Annotated in this window: 13 protein-coding genes and 1 riboswitch; of the genes, 6 read left to right on the forward strand and 7 right to left on the reverse strand. The window is 72.4% G+C overall.

The genetic code is table 11. The features are described 5' to 3' along the window. Window positions 1-12: 12 nt before the first annotated feature. Window positions 13-561, reverse strand: a complete 549-nt coding sequence (locus KV205_RS13650) for an HXXEE domain-containing protein (protein ID WP_265864570.1) — start codon at window positions 559-561, stop codon at window positions 13-15. A gap of 97 nt (window positions 562-658) precedes the next feature. Then, the gene (locus KV205_RS13655) at window positions 659-2,095 is read right to left on the reverse strand and encodes a gamma-aminobutyraldehyde dehydrogenase (RefSeq protein WP_265864571.1); all 1,437 of its coding nucleotides are present in this window, start codon (window positions 2,093-2,095) and stop codon (window positions 659-661) included. 189 nt (window positions 2,096-2,284) lie between these two features. On the opposite strand from KV205_RS13655, the gene KV205_RS13660 reads away from it, so the two are divergent. The 5 genes from KV205_RS13660 (at window position 2,285) to KV205_RS13680 (ending at window position 7,386) form a co-directional block, all read left to right on the forward strand. After that, the gene (locus tag KV205_RS13660) at window positions 2,285-2,791 is read left to right on the forward strand and encodes an Lrp/AsnC family transcriptional regulator (protein ID WP_265864573.1); all 507 of its coding nucleotides are present in this window, start codon (window positions 2,285-2,287) and stop codon (window positions 2,789-2,791) included. Next, entirely contained in the window at window positions 2,776-4,155 is a 1,380-nt protein-coding gene (locus KV205_RS13665) for an aspartate aminotransferase family protein (protein WP_265864575.1), read from the forward strand. The genes KV205_RS13660 and KV205_RS13665 overlap by 16 nt, the downstream gene beginning before the upstream one ends. A 207-nt stretch (window positions 4,156-4,362) precedes the next feature. Continuing rightward, complete coding sequence (locus tag KV205_RS13670) at window positions 4,363-5,094, forward strand: ABC transporter ATP-binding protein (RefSeq protein WP_265864577.1); 732 nt, start codon at window positions 4,363-4,365, stop codon at window positions 5,092-5,094. Beyond that, window positions 5,076-6,167, forward strand: coding sequence for a hypothetical protein (locus KV205_RS13675; protein ID WP_265864578.1), 1,092 nt, complete (start codon window positions 5,076-5,078; stop codon window positions 6,165-6,167). The genes KV205_RS13670 and KV205_RS13675 overlap by 19 nt, the downstream gene beginning before the upstream one ends. An 82-nt stretch (window positions 6,168-6,249) precedes the next feature. After that, window positions 6,250-7,386: an LOG family protein gene (locus KV205_RS13680; RefSeq protein WP_265864579.1), complete on the forward strand. Its 1,137-nt coding sequence runs from the start codon at window positions 6,250-6,252 to the stop codon at window positions 7,384-7,386. Here the strand turns inward: KV205_RS13680 and KV205_RS13685 are convergent. After that, a complete protein-coding gene (locus tag KV205_RS13685; RefSeq protein ID WP_265864581.1) occupies window positions 7,353-7,763 on the reverse strand; it encodes a hypothetical protein in 411 nt (136 codons plus the stop codon). The genes KV205_RS13680 and KV205_RS13685 overlap by 34 nt on opposite strands. 66 nt (window positions 7,764-7,829) lie before the next feature. Between KV205_RS13685 and KV205_RS13690 the strand changes: the two genes are divergently transcribed. Then, complete coding sequence (locus KV205_RS13690; protein WP_265864583.1) at window positions 7,830-8,837, forward strand: hypothetical protein; 1,008 nt, start codon at window positions 7,830-7,832, stop codon at window positions 8,835-8,837. On the opposite strand, the gene KV205_RS13695 is transcribed toward KV205_RS13690, so the two are convergent. The 4 genes from KV205_RS13695 to rlmN all read right to left on the reverse strand — a co-directional run bounded on the left by KV205_RS13695 (window position 8,834) and on the right by rlmN (window position 13,985). After that, on the reverse strand, window positions 8,834-9,862 hold the full coding sequence (locus tag KV205_RS13695; protein WP_265864585.1) for an ABC transporter ATP-binding protein: 1,029 nt from the start codon (window positions 9,860-9,862) through the stop codon (window positions 8,834-8,836). The two genes, KV205_RS13690 and KV205_RS13695, sit on opposite strands and share 4 nt — an antisense overlap. Next, window positions 9,862-11,475 (reverse strand): iron ABC transporter permease, encoded by a 1,614-nt coding sequence (locus KV205_RS13700; protein WP_265864587.1) that lies wholly within the window; start codon window positions 11,473-11,475, stop codon window positions 9,862-9,864. Before KV205_RS13700 ends, KV205_RS13695 begins: the two co-directional genes overlap by 1 nt. A gap of 74 nt (window positions 11,476-11,549) precedes the next feature. Then, window positions 11,550-12,650, reverse strand: coding sequence for a thiamine ABC transporter substrate binding subunit (locus tag KV205_RS13705; RefSeq protein ID WP_265864589.1), 1,101 nt, complete (start codon window positions 12,648-12,650; stop codon window positions 11,550-11,552). An 83-nt stretch (window positions 12,651-12,733) separates the two neighbouring features. Further along, window positions 12,734-12,843: riboswitch (TPP riboswitch) on the reverse strand. Between the two features lie 29 nt (window positions 12,844-12,872). Further along, window positions 12,873-13,985, reverse strand: coding sequence for a 23S rRNA (adenine(2503)-C(2))-methyltransferase RlmN (gene rlmN / locus KV205_RS13710; protein ID WP_265864591.1), 1,113 nt, complete (start codon window positions 13,983-13,985; stop codon window positions 12,873-12,875). Window positions 13,986-14,099: the final 114 nt, after the last annotated feature.

Here is a 14,099-nt window from a genome sequence, read left to right on the forward strand (position 1 = left end):
CCATGAACGCGTTCAAAAACGGGGTCGCCGGGTGAGCCGGCGCGCCACCGCGTGCGAGACGGCGGTCGCCCCGCCCGCGAGCGCGAGTCCCGCGAGCACGTCCCGGCCCCGGGTGGGCCGCAGCACCCCGGCGCGGCGCAGCCGCCCGCGCGCCCAGAGGGTGAAGGGGATGACCAGCAGCGGCGAGGTGACCGATCCGGGGGTCACCCCGCGGACGGCGGCGGCCTGCGCGAGGTGCACCAGGCCGTGCAGGCCGAAGCCGTTCAACGCGCCCTGGTAGAAGGCGGACCGGCCGCCGGTGCGGTGTCCGGCGACGGCGGCCGCACCGACGATGGCGGCCATCACCCCGACGGCGGCCCGGAATTCCCGGTCGTCGACCGACCCGAGCGCCTGCCACACCGCCTCCGGCGCGCCCGGGAAGCGTTCCTTGAGGCCCGGCAGGTTCTCGCGCATCCAGCCCGGCCCGTACAGCACCTCCTCGGTGTCGTGCAGCGCCCAGGCGGCGAACAGTCCATAGGCGACGGCTGAGTTGATCGCTGAGTTGATCCCCGTATCGGTCATGGGTACGGCTTATCACGGCGCGGCGGCGCACCGACGGGCGCGGCCCCGGCACCCTGTCGATCAGGGTGCCGGGGCCGCGTCGCGGGGCCGGGAGGGATCAGCCGAGCGAGGTCATCACGTGCTTGATGCGCGTGTAGTCCTCGAAGCCGTAGCCCGAGAGGTCCTTGCCGTAGCCGGACTTCTTGAAGCCGCCGTGGGGCATCTCGGCGACCAGCGGGATGTGGGTGTTGATCCACACGCAGCCGAAGTCGAGCGCCTTGGACATGCGCATGGCGCGGGAGTGGTCCTTCGTCCAGACCGAGGACGCCAGGGCGTACTCGACGCCGTTGGCGAAGTCGAGGGCCTGGGCCTCGTCGGTGAAGGACTGGACGGTGATGACGGGGCCGAAGACCTCGTTCTGGATGATCTCGTCGTCCTGCTTGAGGCCGGAGACGACGGTCGGGGCGTAGAAGTAGCCCTTGTCGCCGACCCGGTGGCCGCCGGCCTCGACCTTGGCGTGCGCCGGGAGGCGGTCGATGAAGCCGGAGACCTGCTTCAGCTGGTTGGCGTTGTTGAGCGGGCCGTAGAGCACGTCCTCGTCGTCCGGCTGACCGGTCTTCGTCTCGGCGGCGGCCTTGGCGAGGGCGGCGACGAACTCGTCGTGGATGGACTCGTGCACGAGCACGCGGGTGGCGGCGGTGCAGTCCTGGCCGGCGTTGAAGAAGCCGGCGACGGAGATGTCCTCGACGGCCTTGTCGATGTCGGTGTCCTCGAAGACGACGACCGGGGCCTTGCCGCCGAGCTCCAGGTGGACGCGCTTGACGTCCTTGGCGGCGGACTCGGCGACCTGCATGCCGGCCCGGACCGAGCCGGTGATGGAGGCCATCGCCGGGGTGGGGTGCTCGACCATGGCGCGGCCGGTCTCGCGGTCGCCGCAGACGACGTTGAAGACGCCCTTGGGGACGATCTGCCCGATGATCTCGGCCATCAGGACGGTCGACGCCGGGGTGGTGTCCGAGGGCTTGAGGACGACGGTGTTGCCCGCGGCGAGCGCCGGGGCGAACTTCCACACGGCCATCATCATCGGGTAGTTCCACGGCGCGACCTGGGCGCAGACGCCCACCGGCTCGCGGCGGACGATCGAGGTCATGCCCTCCATGTACTCGCCGGCCGAGCGGCCCTCGAGCATCCGGGCGGCACCCGCGAAGAAGCGGATCTGGTCCACCATCGGCGGGATCTCCTCGCTCGCGGTGAGGGCGACCGGCTTGCCGGTGTTCTCGACCTCGGCGGCGATCAGGTCCTCGGCGCGCTCCTCGAAGGCGTCCGCGATCTTCAGGAGGACCTTCTGGCGCTCGGCGGGCGTGGTGTCGCGCCAGGCGGGGAAGGCGGCCGCGGCGGCCTCCATGGCGGCGTCGACGTCGGCCTGGCCCGACAGCGGGGAGGTGGCGTACACCTCACCGGTGGCCGGGTTGATCACGTCGATCGTGCGGCCGTCGGCCGCGTCCCGGAACTCCCCGTTGATGTAGTTGCGCAGCCGGCGCAGCTCGGTGGTCACTTGCCACCCCTCCTGTCACGTTCTGTTCCGCACTCCGTCGTGCGGTGTCCCGATGTGCGAGACACCTCAGCCTAGTCGGTCCACTGACGCTTTCAACAGGCCCGACCCTCGCCAACTTCGGATTCAGTGTGATCGAGAGCCTTGAACAACGAATTTCATCGCTCTGGGGTTGCGAGAACGACAGGTTCGGTGCACAGTGAAGTCGTGGCCAGTCGAAGCACAGACTCCAGAACCGGAACCGGTTCGTCCCCGACGATCGATGCCGTCTCCCTGGCGATCATCGAACAGCTCCAGCAGGACGGACGCCGTCCCTACGCCGCCATCGGCAAGGCCGTCGGCCTGTCCGAGGCCGCCGTACGGCAGCGCGTCCAGAAGCTGCTCGACCAGGGCGTCATGCAGATCGTCGCCGTCACCGACCCGCTCACCGTGGGATTCCGGCGCCAGGCGATGGTCGGCATCAACGTCGAGGGTGACCTGGATCCGGTCGCGGACGCGCTGACGGCCATGGCCGAATGCGAGTACGTGGTGATGACCGCGGGCTCCTTCGACCTCATGGTGGAGATCGTCTGCGAGGACGACGACCACCTCCTGGATGTGATCAACAAGCGCATCCGCACCCTCCCCGGGGTGCGCTCCACCGAGAGCTTCGTCTACCTGAAGCTCAAGAAGCAGACCTATATGTGGGGAACCCGATAGCCGTGAGCAAGGACCTCTCGAAGACCGCCTACGACCACCTGTGGATGCACTTCACCCGCATGTCGTCGTACGAGAACAGCCCCGTCCCCACCATCGTCCGCGGTGAGGGCACCTACATCTACGACGACAAGGGCCGGAAGTACCTCGACGGCCTCGCCGGCCTGTTCGTGGTCCAGGCCGGTCACGGCCGCACCGAGCTCGCCGAGACGGCCCGCAAGCAGGCCGAGGAGCTCGCCTTCTTCCCGGTGTGGTCCTACGCCCACCCCAAGGCCGTCGAGCTCGCCGAGCGCCTCGCCAACGAGGCCCCCGGCGACCTGAACAAGGTGTTCTTCACCACCGGCGGCGGCGAGGCCGTCGAGACCGCCTGGAAGCTCGCCAAGCAGTACTTCAAGCTGGTCGGCAAGCCCACCAAGTACAAGGTCATCTCGCGTGCGGTCGCCTACCACGGCACCCCGCAGGGCGCCCTCTCCATCACCGGTCTGCCCGGTCTGAAGGCCCCCTTCGAGCCGCTGGTGCCCGGCGCCCACAAGGTCCCGAACACCAACATCTACCGCGCCCCGATCTACGGCGACGACCCGGAGGCCTTCGGCCGCTGGGCCGCCGACCAGATCGAGCAGCAGATCCTCTTCGAGGGCCCCGAGACCGTCGCGGCCGTCTTCCTGGAGCCGGTGCAGAACGCCGGCGGCTGCTTCCCGCCGCCGCCCGGGTACTTCCAGCGGGTCCGCGAGATCTGCGACCAGTACGACGTGCTGCTCGTCTCCGACGAGGTCATCTGCGCCTTCGGCCGCCTCGGCACCACCTTCGCCTGCGACAAGTTCGGCTACGTGCCGGACATGATCACCTGCGCGAAGGGCATGACCTCGGGCTACTCCCCGATCGGCGCCTGCATCGTCTCCGACCGCCTGGCCGAGCCGTTCTACAAGGGTGACAACACCTTCCTGCACGGCTACACCTTCGGCGGCCACCCGGTGTCCGCCGCCGTCGGCCTCGCCAACCTCGACATCTTCGACAAGGAGAAGCTGAACCAGCACGTCCTCGACAACGAGGGCAACTTCCTCTCCACGCTGCAGAAGCTGCACGACCTGCCGATCGTCGGCGACGTCCGCGGCAACGGCTTCTTCTACGGCATCGAGCTGGTCAAGGACAAGGTCACCAAGGAGTCCTTCAACGACGAGGAGACCGAGCGCGTCCTGTACGGCTTCCTCTCCAAGGCGCTCTTCGACAACGGCCTGTACTGCCGTGCCGACGACCGCGGCGACCCGGTCATCCAGCTGGCTCCGCCGCTGATCTCGGACCAGTCCACGTTCGACGAGATCGAGCAGATCCTCCGCGCCACCCTCACCGAGGCGTGGACCAAGCTCTGATCCCGCGACATCACGCCGCCCTCACGGCGTGACCCCGGCCCGGGCATGCCGCCATCCGAGTGGATGGCGGCGGCCCGGGCCGCGTGCTGTCCGTACAAGCGGATCTGAATCCTTACGGTGCCGAGTGACCCACGTGACCCACAGGCCCGTCTCCTCGTTCCCCCGTACGGGGGAACACACATCAGATCCGACATCGAGGTGTACGCGATGGTGGCCCCACCGGACAACGACGTGCTCTGGGCGCGTTCCCTGCGCTGCGCCCTGGGCGGCTCCGACGTGCTGACCGGAGTCTCCGTCGGCGCGCGCGAAGGCGAGATCCTCGCCGTCACCGGACCCCGCGGCAGCGGCAAGACCACGCTGCTGCGCTGTCTGTCCGGCCAGACCCTGGCCCAGGAGGGCGAGGTCTGGTTCAACAGCGCGCCCGTGCACACCATGACCCGGGCACAGCGCGAGCGGCTGCGGCGCGAGCGCTTCGGCTGGATCGACCCCGAGCCCGGGCTCGTCCCCGAACTCACCGGCTGGGAGAACGTGGCCCTGCCGCTGCTGCTGCGCGGCGTGTCCCACCGGGCCGCCCGCACCACCGCCGTCGAGTGGCTGGAGCGCCTCGACACCGGGGCCGCCGCCAAGCGGCGCCCGCACGCCCTCACCCAGTCGCAGCGCCAGCGGATCGCGATCGCCCGCGCCCTGGTCACCACCCCCTCGGTGCTGTTCGCCGACGAGCCGACCGCGACCCTGCACCGCGCCGACGGCGCCCAGGTCCTTCGCACCCTGACGGCCGCGGCCCGCTCGCACGGCATCACGGTGCTGCTCGCCAGCGGCGACCCCGAGGTCGCCGCGCTCGCCGACCGCACGGTCGCGCTCCTCGACGGGCGCCGCGTCGGCGCCGTACCGCCGGCCACCGGGGCGGAGGGCGTCACCGCGTGCTCGCTCTCCGTCTAGTCCGCGGCACCCATCCCGTCGTGCAGCTGCGGCGGCTGTGCGTCGCCGCGGCCGCCGCCGGGGTGGGTTTCCTGCTCCTGTGCTCCCTCGGCTACGCCGTCGGCCACCCCGGCGACTCCTCGGCGGCCGTGCTGCGGCTGCTGTGGTGCGCGCTGCCGCTCGCCGCGACGGTGCAGTTCGCGGTGGCGGTGGCCCGCACCGACCCCAGCATCCGGCCGCGCCCCGGCCTGTCCGCGATCGGCCTCGGCCCGGCCCGGCTCACCGCGATCGCCGCGACCTCCACCGCCGTCGCCTGCACCCTCGGCTCGGCCGTCGCCCTGCTGTTCTATCTGCATCTGCGCGGCGACATCACCGGCCTGCCCTTCGACGGCGCCGCCGCCGACCTGCTCGCCGCCGACCAGCCGCTCCCGCTCGCCGCCGCCCTGACCCTGCTGGCCGTCGTCCCGGTGGCGGGCGCCACCGCGGCCGGCCTCGCGCTGCGCCCCCGCAAGACCGCGGAGACCCCCGCCGCCGTGCGGTCCGCGACCGCCGGCCTGCCCTGGGGCGTGGCCCTGCTCGCCGTGGGCCTCGCCGTCGAGACGTACGCGGCGCGCGGCGACGGCGGCGGGGTGCTGGCCGGCTGGGTGCTCACCGCGGTCGGCCTGGCGATGGCCGGCCCCGGCCTCGCCCACGGCTGCGGCCGCCTCCTCCAGTTGGTCCGCCCCGGCGCCGTACGCCTGCTCGCCGGCCGGGTCCTCATGGACGAGGCCCGCCGCATCGGCCGCCCGCTCGGCGTGGTCTCCGCCGTCGGCTCCGGCGCGGTCGCCGGCTACGCCCTGTACGGCGGCGAGCTCGGCCCGCTGTCCTGGCTGGGCGTCACCGTGGTCGTCGGCTGCACCACCGCGACCCTCCTCTCCGCCGCCCTGGAGTCCAAGCAGTCCCGCACCCACACCACCGAGGCCCTGCTCCGCCTCGGCGCCCCGCCCACGGTGCTCCGCACCACCGCCCTGCTCCGGGCGGGCGCACTGCTCGCCGTGTTCGTGCCGCTGACCTGGGCGGTGGGCGCGCTGGCGGCGGTGCCGCTGCGGGGCTGAGGGCCCCGGCCCCCGTCCCCCGTCCCCCGTCCCCCGTCCCCCGGACAGGGCCTCGCGGCCGTGCCCGGCCTATCGTGGGCGCATGACCCAGCCCCTGGGGAGGCCGGACCGGCCGCGCGGACATGAGCGGGAGATCCACTCGCTCGACGAGTTCGACGCGGCGCTCGGTGCGCGCGGCTCGCTGCGCGGGCACCGGATCCAGTCGGTGGACCTCACCGACCGCACGTTCGCGCTGCTCGCCGCGTCCACCGCCGACGCCGTGTTCCTGGGCTGCGCGATGGCGCCGGAGGCGGCGGCGAAGGTACGGGCGGACGGGGCGCTGGTGTTCCCGCCGGTGCCGGATCTGCCGTTCGACCCGTACCGGTCCCGGCTCTACTCCCCCGGCGAGCTGTACGAGGGCATCGCCGGGCAGCCGTACGAACAGACCCCGGACGCCCGCTCGTACACCTGGTTCCAGCGGACCCGCGCGGACGGCGACATCTTCTCGTCGATGCTCCGCTCGCTGCACGACGACGCCATCTCGGACGCCCTCGACGAGGCGCTCGCGGGCGCGCGGGTGGTGGGCGTGATGGGCGGGCACGCGATGGTGCGGGGCGGCGCCGAGTACGCGGGTGCGGCCCGGCTGGGGCGCTCGCTGAGCCGGGCGGGCCTGACGGTGGCGACGGGCGGCGGCCCCGGCGCGATGGAGGCCGCGAACCTGGGCGCGTACGCCGCTCCGCTGCCCGACGCCGCCCTCGACGAGGCCCTGGAACTCCTCGCGAAGGCCCCGTCCTTCACGCCGTCGGTCACCGACTGGGCGCGGGCCGCCTTCGAGGTACGGGCCCGGTGGCCGCGCGGCGGCGACTCGGCCGGCATCCCGACCTGGTTCTACGGCCACGAGCCGCCGAACGCGTTCGCGTCGCGGATCGGCAAGTACTTCGCCAACGCGACCCGCGAGGACGGGCTGCTCGCCCGCTCGACGGCGGGCGTGGTGTTCCTGCCGGGCGCGGCCGGCACGGTCCAGGAGATCTTCGACAACGCGACCCCGAACTACTACGCCTCGCGCGGCGCCCCGGCCCCGATGGTCCTGGTCGACCGCGCCCACTGGACCACGCGCCTGCCGGCCTGGCCCCTGCTCGCGACGCTCGCCGAAGGCCGCCCGATGGCGGCGCGGATCGCCCTCGTCGACTCGATCGACGAGGCCCCTCAGGCGCTTGAACGGCTGGCCGCCGCCGGGTAGTCGGTCGCGTCCATGACCGGCCAGGCGAGCGGCCACCCGTCGAGCTCGGTGTCCCGCTCCGGAACCGCACGCCCGAGCACGCCCTGCGCGGCCTCGAGCAGCCGCCGGGCCGTCCCCGGCTCGTACAGGTTGAGATGGTGCTGGTCGGCCAGCCGGATCACGGTCCCCGACTCGAACCAGTCGTTCGAGATGACGCCGGTGTCGGTGGGCGCGAACACGATCGCGAGCCGCCGCCGCTCCCGGCGCGGCCGGTCCGCGGGGTGGAACGCGAGCGTCAGCCGGCAGTCCTCGTACACCGGCCGCAGCCGCTGCCGCACGGTCCACAGCCACGGCGTGCCGTCCACGGCGAGCGGGCGCAGGCGTCGGTCGTGCTTCACGGGCGACAAGGTAACAGGAAGGAATTCGGTTGGCCGGAAGAACAGCGGCAGGCACAATCCCGGGCGATGGATGTGTTCGTGTGCGCCGGGTGTGGCGCGGAACTGACGGTGCCGCTGGCGCGGGTCCCGCTTCCGGTCGAGGCCCATTTCTCCTACGGGCACGGTGTGATGCCGCAGCTGATGGCGCCGGGCACCTATGCCGTGGATCCGGAACCCTCCGGGCCGCCGTTCCGGCCCTGGGAGGAGATCGGGGAGGCGGAGGCGGCGGCCCGCGGACTCTTCGCGCCGGTCTACCCGCTGTCCTTCGGGGCACCGGACCGGATCGTCGTCGCACCCGGCGACGTCCGCGGGACGCGGCTGATCCCCGAGCACTCGGGCGACGCGTGCCTCGGCATGTGCGTCGGGGAGCTGCCGAGCATGGCATGCGTGGCGTGCGGGCTGCTCGTGGCGTCGCGGGTGGACGACTGCGGTCTGTGGCAGGCGGTGTGGATCGAGCCGAACGCGGTGCGGCGGGTGGCCACCGGACTTCCCGTCCCTGCCCGGGAGTTGGAGCCGCTGGCGCCGATCGATCCGCTCGGCGGCTGGAGCGACGCGTGGCAGGCCGCGACCGGAGCGGCCCTGGCCGATCTCCTCGTCGCCTCGCGGGGCGCCCCGCTCGCCCTGCCCGACGGCCTGCTCTCCGAGGTGTTCGGGGCACCACTGGACGCCCTGCTGCCACCCGGGCCACCGCCGAAGCGCGTGGGCCTGGCCGGTCCCGGGCTGCCCGGCGACGGCCTGGACATCGCCCTCGTCCCGTACGACCGAGTCACCGGCGAGCCCTGGCGTCCGGCGGGCGGCGCCGTGCCCGTACCGCTGCCCGACGGCGTGTGGGCGTATCTCGCGCTGCCCGGCGAGACCTGGCCGCTTCCGGCGTCGGGCACCCTGCCGGACGGTGTACTCCGCGACGACTACCCACTGCCGGACCACCCCTGGTACGTCTTCCGGCCGGACCACCATGCCTTCCGCGCCACCCTCGCCCGACGGCCCGAGGTTCGCGAGCCGTGGCTGCGCGCCCTGTTCGACCGGGGGTTCTAGGGCGCTTCCTCCTCAAGCACCACCACGTCCTCCGCCCGGAACTCCACGTCCACCTCGGCGCCCTCCTCCGGCGCGTCCCGGAGCGAGAACTCGGCTTCCAGGGGCGGGCCTTCGGGCGGGAGGAGGGTGACGGCGACGTGGTCGCCGCGGAAGGTGCGGGTGGCGGCGCGGCAGGCGAGGCCCTCGCCGGCGGGGACGGGGCGGAGGGCGGCGGGCCGGACGAGGAGGCGGCGCTCGCCCTGGGGGGAGCCGTCGGGGACGGGGATCTTGCCCCAGACGGTGTCGGCGGCGGCGCCGGTGACGGTGGCCGGGACGACGTTGTCGAAGCCGAGGAAGCGGGCGACGAACTCGGAGGCGGGGCGCCGCCACACGTCGACGGGCGTGCCGGTCTGGGCGATCCGGCCGTCGTTCATGACGACGACCCGGTCGGCGAGGGCGAACGCCTCGCCCTGGTCGTGGGTGACGGCGAGCACGGTCGTCCCCAACCGGGTGAACAGGGCGCGGAGTTCGACGACGAGCCGTTCCCGCAGGCCGCGGTCGAGCTGCCCGAGCGGCTCGTCCAGCATCAGCAGCCGGGGCCGCGGCGCGAGCGCCCGGGCCAGTGCGACGCGCTGCTGCTCGCCGCCGGACAGCGCGGACACGGCCCGCCGCCCGGCGCCGGGCAGTCCGACGAGGTCGAGCAACTCGGCGACCCGCGCGCCCTGTTCGCCCTTCGGCACGCCGTGCATGCGCAGCCCGAAGGCGACGTTCCCGGCGACGTCCCGTTGCGGGAACAGCTGGTGGTCCTGGAACATCAGGCCGACCCCGCGCCGGTGCACCGGCACCCCGGCCTGGTCGGCGCCGCCGAGCAGCACCCGGCCCGCGTCCAGCGGCTGCAGCCCGGCGACCGCCCGCAGCAGCGTCGACTTGCCGCTGCCGCTGGGCCCGAGGACGCACACGATCTCGTGCTCGGCGACCTCCAGGTCCACCGCGTCGAGTACGGCCCGCTCCCCGAACCGTACGGTCGCGCCGGTCAGCGAAAGCATCAGAACTCCCCCGAGGTCCGGTCGGAGCGCAGCCGTTCGAGCAGCAGCAGGGACACCGCGCACACCACCATCAGAATCGTCGAAAGGGCCATCGCCTGGCCGTAGTTGAGCTCACCGGGCCGGCCGAGCAGCCGCGCCACGGCGACCGGCAGGGTCGGGTTGTCGGGCCGCGCGATGAACACGGTCGCCCCGAACTCGCCGAGCGACACGGCGAACGCGAACCCGGCGGCGATCAGCAGCGCCCGCCGCACCAGCGGCAGGTCGACCTCCCGCCAGGCCCGCCACGGCGACGCCCCGAGCACGGCCGCCGCCTCCCGCAGCCGCTCGTCGACCGCGCGCAGCACCGGCAGCATGGTCCGCACGACGAACGGCACCCCGACGAGCGCCTGCGCGAGCGGTACGAGGATCCAGCTGGCCCGCAGGTCGAGCGGCGGCTCGTCGAGGGTGATGAGGAAGCCGAAACCGACCGTCACCGCGGACACCCCGAGCGGCAGCATCAGCAGCGCGTCGAAGCCGCGCACCAGCCGGCCCGCCCGCCGGGTGAGGGCCGCCGCGGCGAGCCCGCCGATGACGACGGCGATGCCGGTCGCGGCGAGCGCGTACTGCAGCGAGTTCACGATGGTGTCGGTCAGCGGCACGAGGAAGGTGCCGCCCTCGTCGACCTGCCCGAGCGCCCGGTAGTAGTCCACGCCGTAGCCGTCGGAGGTGGCGAAGGAGCGCTCCACGAGCACGCCGAGCGGAGCGAGGATCAGCAGCGCGACGGACAGCAGGACGCCGCCGAGCAGCGCCCACTGGCCCGCGCCCTGCGGGCGGCGGGCGGTGCGCTCGGCCGGGACGAGGCGCAGCGCCGTCTCCCGGCGCCGCACCACGCGCGCGTGCACCATGAGGATCGCGCCGACGGCGACGAACTGCACCATGGTGAGCACGGCGGCCGTGGACAGCTGGAGCCGGTCGGCGGTCTGCCGGTAGATCTCGGTCTCCAGGGTGGAGTACGCGGGGCCGCCGAGGATCTGCACGATGCCGAAGGAGCTCGCGGTGAACAGGAACACCATGAGCGCGGCGGCGGCCACGGACGGCCCGAGCGCGGGCAGCGTCACGGTCCGCCAGGCCCGCCAGCGGGACGCGCCGAGGACCCGGGCGGCCTCCTCCTGGCGCGGGTCGAGCTGCGACCAGAGGCCGCCGACGGTGCGGACGACGACCGCGTAGTTGAAGAAGACATGGGCGAGCAGGATCGCCCAGACGCTGGTGTCGAGGCGCAGCCCCCACCAGTCGTCGAGCAGCCCGCGCCGCCCGACGAGCGCCAGGAACGCCGTGCCGACCATCACCGTCGGCAGCACGAACGGCACCGTGACCACGGCCCGCAGCACCCGCTTGCCGGGGAAGTCGAACCGTGCGAAGACATACGCGCCGGGCAGCGCGACGAGCAGGGTGAGCGCCGTGGAGGCGAGGGCCTGCCACAGCGTGAACCACAGGACGTCGAGGATCTCCGGCCGGCTCAGCGTCTCGCCGAACCGCCCGAGCTCCCACCGCCCGTCCGGCCTGAGCCCGCGCTCCACGATGGAGACGACGGGCCAGGCGAAGAACACGGCGAAGAACACGACGGGCAGGACCATCAGTCCCAGCCGCGTCGCGCTCCCCGCCGCGCTCCCCCGACGCGTCACGCTTCCGCGACGCGTACGGCGGGCGGCTACTTCAGGACGAGCGAGGTCCACTGCTGGATCCACTGGTCACGGTTGTCGGCGATCTTCTTCGGCGCCATCGTCTCGGGCTTCTCGATCACCACACCGTGCTTGGTGAACAGCTCGGGGAGCGTCGCGTCGTTCGTCACCGGGTTGACGAACATCTGCAGCGGCATGTCGTCCTGGAACTTCTTCGAGATGAGGAAGTCGATCAGCTTCTTGCCGCCCTCGGGGTTCTTCGCCCCGTTCAGCAGGCCCGCGAACTCGGTCTGCCGGAAGCAGGTGCCGGTGGACACGCCGGTCGGCGCGACCTTCGGCTGCGGCTCCGCGTACAGCACCTCGACCGGCGGGGAGGACGCGTACGACACGACGAGCGGGCGGTCGCCCTTGGCCTTCTTGCCGCCGGCCGAGCCGGAGAACTCCTGGTTGTAGGCGAGCTCCCAGCTGTCGACGGTCTTCACGCCGTTGGCCTTGAGCTTCTTCCAGTAGTCCGGCCAGCCTTCGTCCCCGTACTTCGCGGCCGTGCCGAGCAGGAAGCCGAGGCCCGGGGAGGACCGCTCCGGGTTCTCCGTGACCAGCAGGTCCTTGTACGCGGGCTTCGCGAGGTCGTCGAAGCTCTGCGGCGGCGCCAGCTTCTTGTCCGCGAAGTACTGCTTGTCGTAGTTGACGCAGATGTCGCCGGAGTCGATCGGTGTGACCCGGTGCTGCTCCTTGTCGAGCTGCAGCTCCGCCGGGATCCGGCCCAGGCCCTGCGCCTCGTACGGGACGAAGATGCCGTTGTCGAGGGCGCGGGACAGCAGCGTGTTGTCCACGCCGAAGAAGACGTCGCCCTGCGGGGAGCCCTTGGTCAGGATCTCCTTGTTGACGGCCTCGCCGGCGTCGCCGCTCTTGAGCACCTTGACCGTGAGACCGGTCTGCTTGGTGAACTCCGCGAGCACCTCCTTGGAGGCGTTGAAGGAGTCGTGGCTGACGAGGGTCACGGTCTTCGGCATGGGCTGGTCGGTCTTGCCGGCCGCCTCCCGCGCGTCGTCCGTGCCACCGCACGCGGCGAGGGTGGTGACGCCGAGCGCCGCGACGAGCGCGGCGGCGGCCGCCTTCCTGATGTTCACGTGAATGTCCTCCTGGGTGTGACCAGAAGGAGACGCGGCCCTGCCCGCGTCCGGGTATACCGGGCGCGGGCAGGGCGCAACAGCTCGAGTTACGACCGAACTTCCTACCCAGAATGACCTGGGCAAGGTTCAGAGGGTCTGCGGTCTACGGTTACCGCACTCTCAGCGCTGTGGCGCTCCCCTGTCGGATGATGAAGATGTGTTCGAGCTCAGAGTACAAGGTCAGCGTTCGGCGGCGGCCAGCTGTCCACAGGCGCCGTCGATCTCCTGACCGCGGGTGTCACGGACGGTGACCGGGACGCCGTGGCGGGCGATCGCCTCGACGAACGCCTTCTCGTCCTCGGGGCGGGACGCCGTCCACTTCGAGCCGGGCGTCGGGTTCAGCGGGATCAGGTTGACGTGCACCCGCTTGCCCTTGAGGAGGCGGCCGAGGAGGTCGCCCCGCCAGGCCTGGTCGTTGATGTCGCGGATCAGGGCGTACTCGATGGAGATCCGGCGGCCGGACTTCTCCGCGTACTCCCAGGCCGCGTCGAGGACCTCGCGGACCTTCCAGCGGGTGTTCACCGGTACGAGGGTGTCGCGCAGCTCGTCGTCCGGCGCGTGCAGCGAGACCGCGAGCCGGCACTTGAAGCCCTCGTCGGCGAACCGCCGCATCGCCGGCACCAGGCCGACCGTGGACACGGTGATCCCGCGCTGCGACAGGCCCAGGCCGTCCGGCTCGGGGTCGGTGAGGCGGCGGATCGCGCCGACGACCCGCTTGTAGTTGGCGAGCGGCTCGCCCATCCCCATGAACACGATGTTCGAAAGCCGCGCCGGGCCTCCCGGCACCTCGCCGTCGCGCAGCGCGCGCATCCCGTCGACGATCTGGTGCACGATCTCCGCCGTCGACAGGTTCCGGTCGAGACCGGCCTGCCCCGTCGCGCAGAACGGACAGTTCATGCCGCAGCCGGCCTGCGAGGAGATGCACATCGTCACCCGGTCCGGGTAGCGCATGAGCACCGACTCGACGAGCGTGCCGTCGTGCAGCCGCCACAGCGTCTTACGGGTGGTGTCGTCGTCGCACGAGACGTGCCGCACCACCGACATCAGGTCGGGCAGCAGCTCCCCCGCGAGCTTCTCGCGCGAGGCGGCGGGAATGTCGGTCCACTCCGCCGGGTCGTGCGCGTAGCGCGCGAAGTAGTGCGTCGACAGCTGCTTGGCGCGGAACGGCTTCTCGCCGATCGCGGCGACCGCCTCCTTGCGCTCGGCGGGCGACAGGTCGGCGAGGTGCCGCGGGGGCTGCTTGGCTCCCCGCGGGGCGACGAAAGTGAGTTCTCCGGGAAGCGGGCGGGCCACGACGGGTGTCTCCTCAGAACGACGAGGTCTGACGCCACCCAGGGGGCGGGGAGCACGGCGGGACGTTGCCGGAGCCGGAGCCAGGAGACCTCACGGGATCGTCCCCGCGGGCGG

Source organism: Streptomyces sp. SKN60 (assembly GCF_026236535.1).
Lineage (GTDB): Bacteria > Actinomycetota > Actinomycetes > Streptomycetales > Streptomycetaceae > Streptomyces.

Excerpts from the sequence above, each read along its gene's own strand:
- KV205_RS13650 (WP_265864570.1), bottom strand. The coding sequence starts at position 561 with ATGACCGATACGGGGATCAACTCAGCGATCAACTCAGCCGTCGCCTAT.
- KV205_RS13700 (WP_265864587.1), bottom strand. The coding sequence starts at position 11,475 with ATGGTCCTGCCCGTCGTGTTCTTCGCCGTGTTCTTCGCCTGGCCCGTC.
- KV205_RS13690 (WP_265864583.1), top strand. The coding sequence starts at position 7,830 with ATGGATGTGTTCGTGTGCGCCGGGTGTGGCGCGGAACTGACGGTGCCG.
- KV205_RS13680 (WP_265864579.1), top strand. The coding sequence starts at position 6,250 with ATGACCCAGCCCCTGGGGAGGCCGGACCGGCCGCGCGGACATGAGCGG.
- KV205_RS13695 (WP_265864585.1), bottom strand. The coding sequence starts at position 9,862 with ATGCTTTCGCTGACCGGCGCGACCGTACGGTTCGGGGAGCGGGCCGTA.
- KV205_RS13670 (WP_265864577.1), top strand. The coding sequence starts at position 4,363 with ATGGTGGCCCCACCGGACAACGACGTGCTCTGGGCGCGTTCCCTGCGC.